General features: G+C 60.3%; 12 protein-coding genes. 5 read left to right on the forward strand and 7 right to left on the reverse strand.

The annotated features are described in order from the left end of the window. Window positions 1-3 precede the first annotated feature (3 nt). A complete protein-coding gene (gene selD / locus LAP85_13705) occupies window positions 4-1,707 on the reverse strand; it encodes a selenide, water dikinase SelD (protein MBZ5497451.1) in 1,704 nt (567 codons plus the stop codon). Beyond that, a complete protein-coding gene (gene selA, locus LAP85_13710) occupies window positions 1,704-3,077 on the reverse strand; it encodes an L-seryl-tRNA(Sec) selenium transferase (protein MBZ5497452.1) in 1,374 nt (457 codons plus the stop codon). Before selA ends, selD begins: the two co-directional genes overlap by 4 nt. Window positions 3,078-3,177: 100 nt before the next feature. Between selA and LAP85_13715 the strand changes: the two genes are divergently transcribed. Further along, the gene (locus LAP85_13715) at window positions 3,178-3,384 is read left to right on the forward strand and encodes a hypothetical protein (protein MBZ5497453.1); all 207 of its coding nucleotides are present in this window, start codon (window positions 3,178-3,180) and stop codon (window positions 3,382-3,384) included. Window positions 3,385-3,454: 70 nt separating this feature from the next. On the opposite strand, the gene LAP85_13720 is transcribed toward LAP85_13715, so the two are convergent. From LAP85_13720 to LAP85_13730, 3 genes are all read right to left on the reverse strand, one after another. Further along, window positions 3,455-3,754: a hypothetical protein gene (locus tag LAP85_13720; protein MBZ5497454.1), complete on the reverse strand. Its 300-nt coding sequence runs from the start codon at window positions 3,752-3,754 to the stop codon at window positions 3,455-3,457. 156 nt (window positions 3,755-3,910) lie between these two features. Then, on the reverse strand, window positions 3,911-4,108 hold the full coding sequence (locus LAP85_13725; GenBank protein ID MBZ5497455.1) for a hypothetical protein: 198 nt from the start codon (window positions 4,106-4,108) through the stop codon (window positions 3,911-3,913). A gap of 27 nt (window positions 4,109-4,135) precedes the next feature. After that, window positions 4,136-4,513: a hypothetical protein gene (locus LAP85_13730; protein ID MBZ5497456.1), complete on the reverse strand. Its 378-nt coding sequence runs from the start codon at window positions 4,511-4,513 to the stop codon at window positions 4,136-4,138. A gap of 318 nt (window positions 4,514-4,831) precedes the next feature. On the opposite strand from LAP85_13730, the gene LAP85_13735 reads away from it, so the two are divergent. The 4 genes from LAP85_13735 (at window position 4,832) to gabT (ending at window position 10,135) form a co-directional block, all read left to right on the forward strand. After that, complete coding sequence (locus LAP85_13735) at window positions 4,832-6,646, forward strand: PDZ domain-containing protein (GenBank protein ID MBZ5497457.1); 1,815 nt, start codon at window positions 4,832-4,834, stop codon at window positions 6,644-6,646. Window positions 6,647-6,791: 145 nt separating this feature from the next. Next, window positions 6,792-8,258: a glycoside hydrolase family 28 protein gene (locus LAP85_13740; GenBank protein MBZ5497458.1), complete on the forward strand. Its 1,467-nt coding sequence runs from the start codon at window positions 6,792-6,794 to the stop codon at window positions 8,256-8,258. Window positions 8,259-8,335: 77 nt separating this feature from the next. Continuing rightward, a complete protein-coding gene (locus LAP85_13745) occupies window positions 8,336-8,656 on the forward strand; it encodes a hypothetical protein (GenBank protein ID MBZ5497459.1) in 321 nt (106 codons plus the stop codon). 135 nt (window positions 8,657-8,791) lie between these two features. Then, window positions 8,792-10,135: a 4-aminobutyrate--2-oxoglutarate transaminase gene (gabT, locus tag LAP85_13750; protein ID MBZ5497460.1), complete on the forward strand. Its 1,344-nt coding sequence runs from the start codon at window positions 8,792-8,794 to the stop codon at window positions 10,133-10,135. Window positions 10,136-10,230: 95 nt separating this feature from the next. Here the strand turns inward: gabT and LAP85_13755 are convergent, their stop codons facing one another. Continuing rightward, window positions 10,231-12,681: a tetratricopeptide repeat protein gene (locus LAP85_13755; protein MBZ5497461.1), complete on the reverse strand. Its 2,451-nt coding sequence runs from the start codon at window positions 12,679-12,681 to the stop codon at window positions 10,231-10,233. Then, window positions 12,682-13,185, reverse strand: coding sequence for a serine/threonine protein kinase (locus LAP85_13760; GenBank protein MBZ5497462.1), 504 nt, complete (start codon window positions 13,183-13,185; stop codon window positions 12,682-12,684). Window positions 13,186-13,741: the final 556 nt, after the last annotated feature.

Genomic DNA, 13,741 nt, shown 5'->3' on the forward strand with positions numbered 1-13,741 from the left:
GGATCAGATCTTCAGTTCTTTGCGAATCTCACTATAGAACATCATGACGGTGCAGCCGCCGAAAGAGACTGCCAGTTGGACAGCTTCATCGATCTCAGCCGGCGTGATGCCCATGGCGAGTGCTGATTTGACGTGGCTTTTCATGCAGGGCTCACATCGCTGAACGGCCGAGAGCGCAATGGCCATCAGTTTCTTGGCCCGGCGATCGATCAGACCCGGCTGGTTGGCCGCTTTCATGAAGTCCTTGAAAAGGGCCAGGCGGTCCTCCTCGGATATCTCAGCTCCCGGCCCCGGCGGGGATGCGCAACAGGCAGATTCAGAGGGGGCGGAGTGACCAGCCGCGGGATTGGCGGGGTTTCCCTCCTGTCTCGGTTTGGTTGGGACCATGATTTCCTCCGGTGATAGAGGGGACATTCCGCTCTTCCTGCTACTATCGTCCGCAAGATCAGAATGATACCGGGAATGCGGCATGTCCCCTTTTTCATTTGCGACAAAACGGCCGAGATGTGCATCGACCACGACAACTTCACTTTCAGGACCTGTCTTTTCCTGGATCCGGCCGATGATCGACGTGGCCTTGTGACCCAGGTTGTGCATCGCTTCAACATATGCCGCGGCCCTCTCCTCAGGCAACGCTACCAGCAGACCGCCCGAGGTTTGAGGATCATAAAGTAGCGGCAGATCCTGCCCGGCCTCCGGATCGGCTGCCCGAATCCAGGCCATGGCATACTCCTGGTTCCGTTCAATGGCGCCGGGGAGGATCTCGTTATCAAGACAGGCCCGCACGGCTGCGAAAACGGGAATTCGCGACAAGTCAATCTCGGCAGAAACCCCGCTGGTACGGACCATTTCGACGAGGTGGCCTGCCAGGCCGAATCCGGTGATGTCGGTGCAGGCGTGAGCCTGATATTCCTGCATGAGTTCCGCGGCATCCCGGTTGAGGGTCGCCATGGAAATGCCGGCTTCCTCCAAGGCGCGGGGGACAAGGCGTCCGATCTGCACTCCAAAGGCGATCATTCCGGTTCCAAGCGGTTTGGTCAGAACCAGCAGGTCCCCGGGCCGGGCCTTTCCCCGCTGAATGACGCTGTCGGTCTGGATAAGCCCCGTGACGGCAAACCCCATCTTGGGTTCCCTGTCGTTCATGCTGTGACCGCCGATGAGAGCACATCCGGCTTCGTTGAGTTTGTCGATGCCGCCCCGAAGCATGGTTTCCATCAGGCTGCCGTCAAGATCATCGATCGGGAAACCAACGACTGAAAGAGCGGTGAGCGGGCGCCCGCCCATGGCATAGACGTCGCTGAGCGAGTTGGCCGCGGCAATCTGTCCAAAGAGATAGGGATCGTCGACGCAAGGAGTAAAGACGTCGACCGTCTGGACCAGGGCCAGCCCGTCGTCCAGCTGGTAGACACCGCAGTCATCTCCTGCCGCGGCACCCAGGAGCACCCTGGGATCGGCCACCGGCGGCAGGTTGCGAAGAATACGGATCAAGTCGCCTTGAGCAATCTTGGAGGCACAACCGGTGTTGCTGACTGTCCGGGTGAGCGGCACCGTGCTGCCGTGGACCGGCATTTTCTCGCCGGCGCAGGGGCAGACGTTGTGATTGATGAAGATATCGCAGGGACAGCATTTCCTGGGGTCACAGACGCAGTGCTGTAAAGCCTGCGAGCGTGCCATTACTTTCCGGCGGCGCTGGATATCAACGTTCATGATTGATGAGCAGCCGGGCGCGCGATGTTTCCCAAAGCGGTCGGGATCTGCTTTTCTTCGTCTTCGAAAACCGTGCGCAGATCGAACAGCACTTCGTCCTGTTCGATGCGTGCGATAATGGGTGGTTCATTCCGCCGCAGCTGAACATTGAGTGCGTCGGCGGACATCTTTGCCGAACACACTGCCAGCAAAAAAGTCTTCAGCGGGGTGACGGGAAGTGAACCGCCCCCGGTGGCGCTCTCTCCTTCGATCAGGCGGACTCTGAGTGAGGGGGAGCCGCTCTCGATTTCCTTTTTCAGGCGCAAGGCACGCTGCCGGATGCTTTCGGCACTCATGGTGATCATGCGCAGCGTGGGATTGCTCTGGAGCAGAGTTTCGGGTTCCAGAAACAGGCGCAGGGTATGCTCCAGGGTCATGTCGGTCATCTTGCCGACGCGCAGCATGCGAGTCAGCGGATGTTTCCTGATCTTTCTTATCAGGTCGCCGCGTCCGGCTATGATACCGGCTTGCGGGCCGCCAATCAGTTTGTCGCCGCTGAAGCAGACCACATCCGCTCCGGCAGCGATGCTTTCCGGAACCGTGGGTTCGTGGGGAAGCCCGAACGGACGCAGGTCCAGGAGAGCCCCACACCCCAGGTCGTCAACAACCAGCAAATCCCGCTTCTTTTTGAGCGCCGCCAGCTCTTCCACCGGCACCTCTTTGCTGAAGCCCATCACCCGGTAGTTGCTGGGGTGGATATGCATGACGGCGCCGGTTTTCTCGCTCAGGGCGTTTTCGTAGTCCCGTAAGTGCGTCTTGTTGGTGGTGCCCACTTCCACGAGGATGGCCCCGCTCTCCTGAATGCATTCGTGCAGGCGGAAGGAACCGCCAATCTCGATGAGCTGGCCGCGTGAAACGATCACTTCCCGGCCCCGGCAAAGTGCGCTTAATATGAGCAGGGTGGCAGCGGCATTGTTGTTTACGATCATGGCGGCTTCCGCCGCAGTCAGTTGACAAATCAGCTGCTCGCTCACGAAATTGCGTTTTCCGCGCAGGCCCGTTGCCATATCAATTTGCAGGTTGCAGCAACGATTGAGTCCGGCCAGAGCATCCACGGCACGCTGGGCAAGCACCGCCCGCCCCAGGCCGGTATGAAGAATGATGCCGGTCGCATTGACCACGGGCCGAAGCCGCTCGCCTTCAATCTGGAGAAGTGACTCGTTGACTTTTTGAACAATAAGATCGGAAGAGGGGGGCGCGTCGTCCGGCTTGAGTTGACGACGGTACCCATCGAGCGCTTCCCGGATGGCGTTGAGCACCAGGGGGCGGCCGGACCATCGCAGCATCTCCTGGACTTGGGGGTGATCCAGCAAAACCGAAACTGAAGCCAGATGACGCCGCGGGTCATCTGCTGCAGGAGAATGATCAGGATCCTGGCTGTTTTTCATTTTCTTCGGATAGGGCCGGAGGGGAATCGGAGGCGCATCGGTTATGAAAACCGTGAGGACGACCGGGACCTCCCACCTCATATCTTGCTACCAGCGATGGTATCTTACACTCCGTCGGCGGAGCAAACTAAAAATCGGCGCGGCCGGCCGGTATCGTACCGTGCTCGGCAAGATGGTCGGCGACACCGTTACCCCCATCGGGCCGGTGCAGACCTTCCTGGTCATGCCGCTGCCGGAGAGGTCCTGGTAACAGCTGCCCCGTCTGAAGTGGAAAGCCGGAAGCAGGAGGCGGGCCCGTGCGGTTCGCGCTTCCGGTTTTTTCATTTCAGGCGGGAGCGTCGTTTTAGCCGCGGAGCGGACTCCCTCAGCCGATGACTGGAGGCAGCCGTCAAATCGAGCCCGTACACAAGGTTGAGTTGTTCGATTCTCTGCATCGTTTCGGCGCTGAATGGAGCTTTGCCCTCAAAGGCATGCAGGACGATGCCTTCCAGCAGGTCGCCCAGGCTGCAATCATGATATTCCGCCAGCGCCTTCAGAACTTTGAGGATCCGCTTCTCCATGCGCACACCGGTCTGAACGCGCTCGACCTCCAGTCGCGGTTGCGATTTCGCCCTGCCCATGAAAACACACCTCGGTTAAAAGTCGAACAGCGCCGACTGCGCGATCCGACTCGAAACTGCACTCTGGTCCAACGACAGGTAGCGCCCATCCGCCTGCCTCCGCCTGCTCCGGAATTCTCGCGCGTGTTCTTCTGACCAGAAGAATAGGGAGTTGATTCAATAGTCGTCAATGATGCTGGTTTTGGTGAACCGGCTCCAGTCGACGTCCGGCTCGAAGATGAGCGGTCCGGCCTGACGATCGGCCACGCCCCAATGCAATTCACTGTTGACCCACAGTTCGATACTCCGGCCGCAATGTCCGCACTCGGTGAGAAGTTCGGCCTTGAGGAACTCGTTTCGCAGGCGCCCTTGCACGAAGGGCGTGATGAAGGCGTCCTCCGCTCAGGCACCCCAGGTCGTTTCACCGGTGCTCAGCCGCAACTGATGCGGGGTGCGGACGCTGGTGACGGGGAAGGCCCACGAGACCCTGCCGCCGCTATCCATGGCCAGGTAAAAGAGCCCCCTTTCGAGGTCCTGCAGAATCCCGCGCGTCTGCGCCAGGGGCAGCGCCAGGGCCGACGCAATCCGCTCCGGCTCGAGCGGCCGGCCGGAGTTGCGCGCGAGCTCGCGGACGGCGTATTCCCGGACCCGGCGGCCCGGCCCGGCCAGACGCAGCTGCTCCCTCCGCAACGGCGCCTTGGCGCGCAGCGCAGCCAGCCATTCGACCGCCGGTTTTTCGATGATGTCGGGCCCCTGTCCCCAGAGCACGGTTTCGGACATGTTGCATCTCCATCGCTACATTGGTGAAATTATACCATGGTAACAACAAAGTTGTTAGCAAGGATGGCCGCCACATTGCCCAAATTGTCGCTCGGGACGGCAAGGCACTCGTCGTCGAGTATCTGGCGCACAAAGATAACGTTTTGTATCGCGTGAAGCAGTAGCAATACGGGTGGAACACAATTTTGAAATAGTGTAAAGAGCTTTTGTCTTTTGCTGAAAAAAAGCTATACAATCCGGACACGATATCGGATTCGTCGCCGAAACTCATGCGGTCAGGACAGGCGCCACCGTTTTTCTTCGTCGAAAGGGGACGATATGAGGAACCGAGCCCGACTTGCCATCCTGTGTGCCTTGCTCCTTCTCGCCACAACGTTCGCCTCAAGCCAGAGGCCGGTGGGAACGATGGCATTCACCGTCTCCATGGAGCAGCCGAGCACCCATACATATCATGTGGTGTTCCGCTGCGAGGGGCTCCGGGGTGCGACGCAGGATTTCAGGATGCCCGTCTGGTCGCCCGGGTATTACGGGATCAGGGATTTCGCCAGAAACGTGCAGAACTTCCGCGCCGAAGACGGCCGGGGAACGGAACTCAAGTGGGAGAAGGCGGCCAACGCCTGGAAGGTGCAGACCGACAATACTCCGGTGGTCAACGTGACCTATGATGTGCTGGCCACGTCCACGTTTGTGACCGACCCGTACCTGGGGGAAGACCGGGGTTACATCGTGGGAACCGGCGTCTTCATGTACGTCGCCGGCCAGGTCGCGCACCCGGTGACCGTCGAGATCAAGCTGAATCCGGCATGGTCATCGATCGCAACCGGCCTCGATCCCGTCTCGCCGGGAACCCCGAACACGGTGACGGCCCCGGACTTCGATGTCCTGTACGACAGCCCGATCCTGATGGGGAATCTGGATTCCCTGCCGCCGTTTGAGATCAAGGGCGTTCCTCATTATTTCATCGGCTTCAAGCTGGGGAACAACTTCAACCGCGAGCAATTCATGCAGAACTTGAAAGCGGTCGTCGCGCAGGGCATCGCGGTCATCGGCGAAATCCCGTACAAGCATTACACGTTCCTGGGCATCGGTTCCGGTGCGGGCGGCATCGAACATCTGAACTCCACGACCGTCCCATTCACGGGCAATCCTGGGCTGGATACGAAGGCGGGCGCGAACCGCACGCTGAACTTCCTGGCGCACGAGTATTTCCATAATTACAACGTGAAACGCATCCGTCCGATCGCGCTCGGGCCATTCGATTATGACAGGGCCAACCTGACCAACATGCTCTGGGTATCGGAGGGCTTCACCTCCTATTACGAGTACCTGATGGTGGCGCGTGCCGGATTCATGAATCAGGAGGAACTCCTCGACAATTTCCGCAAGGACATTGGCGCTTACGAAAACAATACCGGGCATCTCTTTCAGTCCGCGACCCAGTCGAGCTGGGACAGCTGGACCCAGGGGCCGTTCGGCGGCCGGGGCAGGACCGGCATCGTCAAATCGATCTCCTATTACAGCAAGGGTTCCGCGTTGGGACTGCTGCTCGACTTCAAGATCCGCCATGAGACGAGAGACCAGCAGTCACTCGACACCGTCATGCAGACGCTCTACCAGAAATACTACAAGCAGCTCCAACGCGGCTGGACCGACGAGGAGTTCCGGGCGGCCTGCGAAGCCGTCGCCGGCGTTTCGCTGAAAGAGGTCTTCGACTACGCCTCGACGACAATGGACATCGACTATAACAAGTATCTCGGCTACGCAGGCCTGGAACTGGAGAAACCGGTCGAACTGCCTGACTCCTATCTCGGAGCGGTTGTCGAGGACGTGAACGGCAAGCCCATCATTTCGGCGATCGAGGGGGACTCTCCCGCCCGGCAGGCCAACCTGGCCACGAACGATGAGATCAGGGCGCTGGACGGCACCAGGGTCGACGCCACGGCCTTGAACGCGGCCATCGCTGCCACAAAGCCGGGGGACAAAATCAAGCTCGCCGTGACCCGCGCCGGCAAGGATATCGAGGTCGAGGTCACTCTCGGGCACAAAATGCAGCGGAGTTTCAAGATCCTGCCGATTGCCAACCCGGATGCGCTGCAATCCTCGATTCTCAAGGATTGGATGAGGGCGAGGTAACCGTCAATTCATGCCGCGAGGTGATCTCATGAGGATTTCAAACCGTTTTATCGGCCTGTCCCTCTTTTTGATCAGCGCTGCTGTCTCGACAGCGATCCCGAGAGAGCCGGCAAAGCATGCCTCCGGCGTCGCCACTGCGGATGCCATGCAGACGGCTGCGGGCGTGTATGACGTCCGTGCCTATGGCGCCGCGGGAGACGGCAAGACGCTTGACACCCCGGCCGTCGACAAGGCAATCGATGCGGCGGTCGCGGCAGGAGGCGGCACGGTCCGCTTCCCGGCCGGAAAGTACCTGTGCTACACGATTCACCTGAAAAGCAACGTCGCGTTGTACCTCGATCAGGGCGCCACGATCCTGGCCGACGATCCGCCGCCGGAAGGCGGCAGCGGCGGGTACGACCCGGCCGAGCCGAACCAGTGGGACAAGTTTCAGGACTTCGGCCACAGCCACTGGCACAACAGCCTGATTTGGGGCGAAGGAATCGAGAACGTGTCCATTCTCGGACCGGGGCTGATTGATGGCAAAGGCCTGATTCGTGGAGACAGTCCGCGCGCGGGCGTGGGCGACAAGGCGATCGCTCTCAAGCTGTGCCGCAACGTCATCCTGCGCGACTTCTCGATTTTTCGCGGCGGCCACTTCGGCATCCTGGCGACCGGCGTGGACAACCTCACGATCGACAACCTCAAGATCGACACCAACCGCGACGGGTTCAACGTCGACTGCTGCCGCAACGTCCGGATCTCCAACTGCAGCATCAATTCGCCGACCGACGACGGCATCTGCCTGAAGAGTTCGTATGGACTCGGTTTCGCGCGCGCGACGGAAAACGTGACCATCACCAATTGCCAGGTCAGCGGCTACGAGGCAGGCAGCTTCCTGGACGGCAGTTACCGCCGCAGCGAAAAAGGGTCCCGCACCGGGCGCATCAAGTTCGGCACCGAGTCCAACGGCGGCTTCAAGAACATCACGATCAGCAACTGCGTTTTCGATTATTGCTGCGGGCTCGCGCTGGAAACGGTCGACGGCGGATTGCTCGAAGATGTCTCGATCACGAACATAACCATGCGCGATGTCGTGAATGCTCCGATTTTCCTGCGGCTGGGGAGCCGCATGCGCGGCCCCGAGGGCACGCCGATCGGCGCGTTGCGCCGGGTGCTCCTCAGCAACATCGTCGTTTACAATGCCGATCCACGTTACGGCTCGATCATCAGCGGGATCCCCGGCCATGACATCGAGGATGTGAAGCTGCGCAACATCCGGATCTTCTGCCGGGGCGGCGGCACGAGGGAGCAGGCGGCGCTGGAGCCACCCGAAAACGAAAAATCCTATCCCGAGCCGTCGATGTTCGGCCAGATCCCGGCCTATGGATTCTTCATCCGGCATGTGAAGGATATCGAGTTCAATGACGTTGAAGTTCGCTACCTGAACGAGGATCTGCGGCCCGCGTTTATTCTCAACGACGTGCGGGGTGCTGATTTCCTGCACGCCCTGGCGATGCACGCGCAGGATGTGCCGACATTCGTGCTCAGGAACGTCGAGAATTTCAGCACCCATCAGTGCGGACTCCTGCCCGACACCCGGCTCGACCGCGTCGACCAGAAGAAGTTCTGATCTGAAAGGCAATAGATTATGGGTATGAACAGGCGGCGTGGGGCAACGAAGTGACGCCAAATCCGCCGGCGGGAGCGGTGTTCACCTACTCCGTAGGACAGACCCTGCCGGCCGACACCAAGCTGGTGGTGACCATAACCGACGACACCGGTAAGCAGGTGCGCCGGCTCGATCAAATCCCGAGCGAGAACCGCCAGGCGGCGCCGCAAGAACTTCCGAAGGCTGCCGGCGCAGGTGCTGCCGCTGGCGCGCAGATCGGTCGTGGCCGCGGTGGCGCGCCTGCTGTCGAGCCGGGCCGCTACACCGCGACACTCGGCAAACTGACGGGCGACACCCTTACGCCGATCGGCAAGCCGCATTCGTTCATGGTCGTGCCGCTGCCGGCAAAGAACTGGTAGCAGCAGCCCGCGAAGGATTAACGCAGAGGACGCCTGGAGTTCGGAATTGAGCCTGTCAAAGCTCGGCGCCCTCTGCGTTGAGCTCTTCAGCTTCAACCTGTTGATAGTCATGAAACAAAGTGACAGAAAGGCCCTATGGCTGCTCTTCAATTCGACCCAGAGAAGTTGGGGCAGATCCCCGGACCGCGCTCTCTGGCCCTGATGGAGCGGCGGCAGAAAGTGATGCCGCGCGGGATCTACAGCTACCACTCGATCTTTGTTCAACGCGGACAGGGAGCGCTATGGCAGGACGTGGACGGCAATGTGTTCATCGATTTTGCCGGCGGCCTGGGCTGCCTGAACGCGGGCAACAGCCCCGAAGACGTAGTGGCCGCGGTCCATGAGCAGGCGGATCGATTCCTGTTTTCGTGCGCGCACGTCGCCATGCACGAGCCCTATCTGGCCCTGATCGAGAAGCTCGTCGGATACCTTCCCGGAGCAGGTCCGAAAAAGGGGATGCTGGTGAACAGCGGCGCGGAGGCGGTGGAAAATGCCGTCAAGCTGGCCCGCGCCTTCACCAGGCGGCAAGCGGTCATAACCTTCCAGAACTCATTCCACGGCCGGACTCTGATGGCGCTCGCGCTTACGAGCAAAACCAGGACGTACAAGGCCGGTTTCGGGCCGTTTCCTCCGGAAGTGTATCGGCTCCCGTATGCCTATTGCTATCGCTGCCCTATTTCGCGCGCATATCCTGCCTGCGACGTCGCCTGTGCGGATCTGTTGGCAGAGGCCTTCGAGAACCAGGTCGCATCCGGCGACGTCGCGGCACTGATCGTGGAGCCCGTGCAGGGCGAGGGTGGATTCATTGTCCCACCTGCAGAATACCTGCCCAGGATCGAGCGCATCTGCCGGCGCCACAGGATTCTCTTTGTCGTGGACGAGGTGCAGACAGGCTTCGCGCGAACCGGCGCCATGTTTGCCTTTCAGCAGCTTGGCCTGGAACCTGATCTGGTCGTCATGTCGAAATCGCTCGCCGGCGGCCTGCCGCTCAGCGCGGTGCTGGGGCGCGAGGAAATCCTCGACACCCCGCAAGTGGGAGGACTCGGAGGAACATTCGGCGGAAATCCGGTATGCTGCGCTGCGGCTCTCAAGGTGATCGAGAAAATCGAGCGCGAGAACCTGTGCGGGCGGGCTTCACGAATCGGCGAGCAGATCCGGGCCCGCGCCGGGCAATGGCAGGAAAGGAATGGCCGCATCGGTGAGGTCCGCGGCCTCGGCGCGATGGCCGGCATTGAGTTCGTGGAGAATCGCACATCCAGGGAGCCGGCTGCCGACTACGTCGCGCGCTTGAAGGCCGAGTGCCTGCGCCGGGGCCTTGTGCTGATTTCCGCGGGAACCAACTCCAATGTCATCCGCTTTCTCGTCCCATTGGTAATCGATGACCGGACGCTGCAGCAAGGCCTGGACATCCTGGAAAGCGCCATGAGCGCGCTTGACTGAGGCAGTTCCGATTATATTGGTGAAAGGCAAAAGAAAAACGCAGAGGGCGCGGAGAGCGCAGAGAATTCATCTGCGTCGGGCTTTTGAGGCTTGGCTTATCGCAGCTTCGCGTATTCCTCCCTGGCTCGCTGGAGGATGGGGAGGTCGGAGTCGGCGTCTTTCCAGAGGGCCAGGAAGTCCTGGTACGCGGTGCGGGCATTGGCATTGTCCCCCTGCCGCGCATAGGCTCGGGCGAGACCAAGACGAGCAAGCGCCCGAACCGGTGCCGCCATTTTGAAGTGGGAGGCGGAAGAGAGGAGCTTCCGGAACTCGACTAATGCCTGCGCTGCAGAGTTCTCCATCAGGTACGCTTCCGCGTTGCGGTAGATCACTTCGGGGGCGCCGCGTTCATAAGGCTGCGCCGCCTCCAGGTCGACAATGATACGCGCAGGATCGGTATCGATATAACTCCGGATGATCGGCAGCTCTACCGCATTGATCATCGTACCCTTGGGGTACTGCTCATGTAGCTGTTTCGCGAGTTTCTCCGCTTGTGCCCGATCGCCGGCCGCTGCCAGGACCGCGGCGGCAGGACCGGTATTCAGTCCGCCGCTGTCGAGTTGGAGGGCGGCCGAGACTTGCCGGCGCGCCTGGTCGGCATTGCCGAAGAGCGCTTCCGCACCAGCCAGGTCGAGCAGGTGAATGGCTGCTCTCTGCCTATGGCCGTTCAGCTTCGCCATTTCGCCGGCTCTGGCATAGAGCGCGCGTGCCTGCCTCAGTTTGCCTGCGTAAGCCGAGGTTGCAGCCTCGGAAGCAACGAACACGTCTTCAGACGGCTTCCCGCGTGCCCAGTCCAACTGCGCCTGCATACCCCGGCCGTCGTTGCGCGCGAATGCAATGAAGTACTTAAAGAAATGAAAACTCTGGTCTTCCAGCTTGCGCGTCGCGGCCTGCGCAATAATCGCCTCGGCCTCGTCGTAGCGTCCGAGGGAAATGAAATCAGCGCCGAGGTTCACATAGGAGAGCAAGTGATCCGGTTCGAGCCGCATCGCCTCCTGCGCCTTCTCCAGAGCCTTCTCAAACTGCCCCTGATCGCCGTAGATCACTCCCGTATTCAGCACGGGCGTGAAGTCGCGCGGGTAAGTCTTCGCCCAGAGATCGTAGGCCTCGAGAGCCTTGTCCAACTCGAAGGTCACGAACTCATAGTAGTGAGAGCTGAGGTAGAATTTCTCGAGCTCGCTCACGCGGTTCTTGAGCTCGAAAGCCTTCCTGGTATATTCCTGGCTCAATCCGGCATCGCCGATATTGAAGTAAATCGTGCCCAGTCGCGCATAGGCAAGCGCAAAGTTCGGATCCAACTCGACCGCCCGCTTGTAAAAGGGTATGGATTCCTCGTCGCCGACTTTCTGCCGTTGCTCTTCACCCAGAGTGTAATTCCTGAGCGCTTCGAGCGATGACGTGGTGGCCTCGTCGAGAGGCTTGTCGAGCTTGGCGACCGATGCCAGCGATTCACCCAGTTTCTCGCGCAGGTGTGTGGCCGCCTGGCCGAGCGACGCCAGAACTTTCTCCTTTTTGTCGCTCTGCTGCTGGTCCTGCGCGATCGTTTCACCCGTAGCGGAGTTTGCAGCCGCCAGGGTCACAACATAGGCGCTGCCGAGTTGGGCAATGCTGCCGATGATGACAGCCTTGGCGTGGACGCGCTGCGCCAGGTCGCGAGCCACATCGGTGGTGAGCCGCTCGTCGGCTGCACGGCCCATCATCTTGAGCGTGGACCGGATACGGGGATCCGAAACAATGCTGACATAGGGTGACTGCCGCAGAGACACCGCGAGCGCCTGCTCGAGCGTGCCGTCAAAGACCGGATCTCCAGTCGCGTTGATGAAATCGGCCAGCACCACCGAGTCGCGCCCGTTGAAGGCGTGCACGTGGTGCGAGTAGACAGAGAAGCCGACGGCTGCCACCGCGATGATGGCTGCGGCGATCCCGCCCAACCACCATTTCCGGCTTCGGGAACCGGCGGCGTGCCCGGCGGCGGCAGACAAACCAGGCGCCGGAGGTGGCGCGGGAAGATTTCGGGGAATCACCCGGCGTACGGCAACCGGCGCGGCAGCCGAATCGACGGCGGCGATGGTCGCCGGAGCGGCATCCGGAGTGGAACTTGTTGCAGCGGTCGTCGGACGCACCCCCGACCGGTTTGCGTCACTGTCGCGCTTCATTCGTTTCAGGTCGGCGCGGATGTCGGCGGCGTGCTGGTAGCGCAGCTCGCGATCCTTTTCCAGCGCTTTATTGATGATCTCTTCCAGCCTCAACGGCGTTTCCGGATTCAGCCTCACAGGAGCCACTGGAGCCCGGTTAAGGATGGCCTCGAAGATCACGCCGGACGTATCCCCGCGAAACGGCATGATCCCGGTTGCCATTTCATAAAGCACGGCGCCAAAGCTGAACAGATCCGTTCGGGTGTCCAGTTCCTTGCCCTTCACCTGTTCCGGCGACATGTACGCCACCGTCCCCACCGTGGCGCCGGGACTCGTCAGGTGAATCTCGGCCGTGGTGGTCGTGGCATCCACCTAGTTTTCCGCCCCGCTTCCCTGCCTGCGCTGCGGTACGGGCTTCGCCAATCCGAAATCGAGGATCTTGATGTGGCCCCGTTTGGTTAGGAACAGGTTGGCCGGTTTGATGTCGCGATGGATAATTCCTCCGGCATGGGCCGCATCCAGAGCATCTGCGATCTCGATGCCGAGGTCGAGCAGCTGATCAACCTCAAGCGGTTTGCCCGTGATCATTTGCTTCAGGGTCGAACCTTCGAGCAACTCCATCGCAATGAAGGGCTGGGGGGCTTCGCAGTTGATCTCGAAGATGGTGCAGATGTTCGGATGGTTCAGCGCCGACGCCGCGCGCGCCTCCTGCTGGAGTCGTTCCAGCGCGATGGGGTCCCTTGCCAGGTCCTGGGGCAGGAACTTCAAAGCGACATGCCGGCCGAGCGTCAGGTCCTCGGCCTCGTACAGCACTCCCATGCCGCCGCCGTCCAGCTTGGACACGATTCGGTAATGTGAGATCGTCGTCCCCACCATGTGCCACCCTGTTAAGAATAGTAGGACGGGGTTTGATCCTAGTCAACGAACCGCGCACCCCGTTTTCATGGAGCAGAATGGGGTTATCGTCAAGTACTGGCAGGGAAGTCCAGGCGCATGATGACCGGGGCCTGATCACGGGCTGAAGCCCATAAGCGCTAAGATAGGAATGCTTTTGCCAATAAACGTGGACTTGGACCTAAACCTGGACGTAAACGTGGACCTTTTGAGCGGAGACAAACTCTTGCACGCCCAGCCTTTATCAGGCTACGGGTCGCTTCTTATCGCTTGCGGCGCAGCAGAGCGTCAAGGTCCACGTCCAAGTCCAAGTCCAAGTCCAGGTCGGGAAAGTGGGTTAACCTAGCGCTTAAGGGCTGAAGCCCGTGCCCTGGAGTTTCTGCATTCAAGACAGAGCCGAGGCCCGAAGACATCTGAGGTAGTCTGTCAAGTATTTTTGATTTCATGATTCTCTATGCGGCCTTGTCAATATAGTCCAAAACCTCGGACCCTTTATTTCGAAGCGATTGGATATGAATCTCTTCGTTGTACATGACAC

This window comes from Terriglobia bacterium (genome assembly GCA_020072565.1).
In the GTDB taxonomy this organism is placed as follows: domain Bacteria; phylum Acidobacteriota; class UBA6911; order UBA6911; family UBA6911; genus JAFNAG01.

Bases quoted from the DNA above. Each gene is read 5' to 3' on its own strand.
- selD (MBZ5497451.1), bottom strand. From the start codon at position 1,707: ATGAACGTTGATATCCAGCGCCGCCGGAAAGTAATGGCACGCTCGCAG.
- LAP85_13715 (MBZ5497453.1), top strand. From the start codon at position 3,178: ATGAAAACCGTGAGGACGACCGGGACCTCCCACCTCATATCTTGCTAC.
- LAP85_13720 (MBZ5497454.1), bottom strand. From the start codon at position 3,754: ATGGGCAGGGCGAAATCGCAACCGCGACTGGAGGTCGAGCGCGTTCAG.
- LAP85_13730 (MBZ5497456.1), bottom strand. From the start codon at position 4,513: ATGTCCGAAACCGTGCTCTGGGGACAGGGGCCCGACATCATCGAAAAA.
- LAP85_13735 (MBZ5497457.1), top strand. From the start codon at position 4,832: ATGAGGAACCGAGCCCGACTTGCCATCCTGTGTGCCTTGCTCCTTCTC.
- LAP85_13740 (MBZ5497458.1), top strand. From the start codon at position 6,792: ATGCAGACGGCTGCGGGCGTGTATGACGTCCGTGCCTATGGCGCCGCG.
- gabT (MBZ5497460.1), top strand. From the start codon at position 8,792: ATGGCTGCTCTTCAATTCGACCCAGAGAAGTTGGGGCAGATCCCCGGA.
- LAP85_13760 (MBZ5497462.1), bottom strand. From the start codon at position 13,185: ATGGTGGGGACGACGATCTCACATTACCGAATCGTGTCCAAGCTGGAC.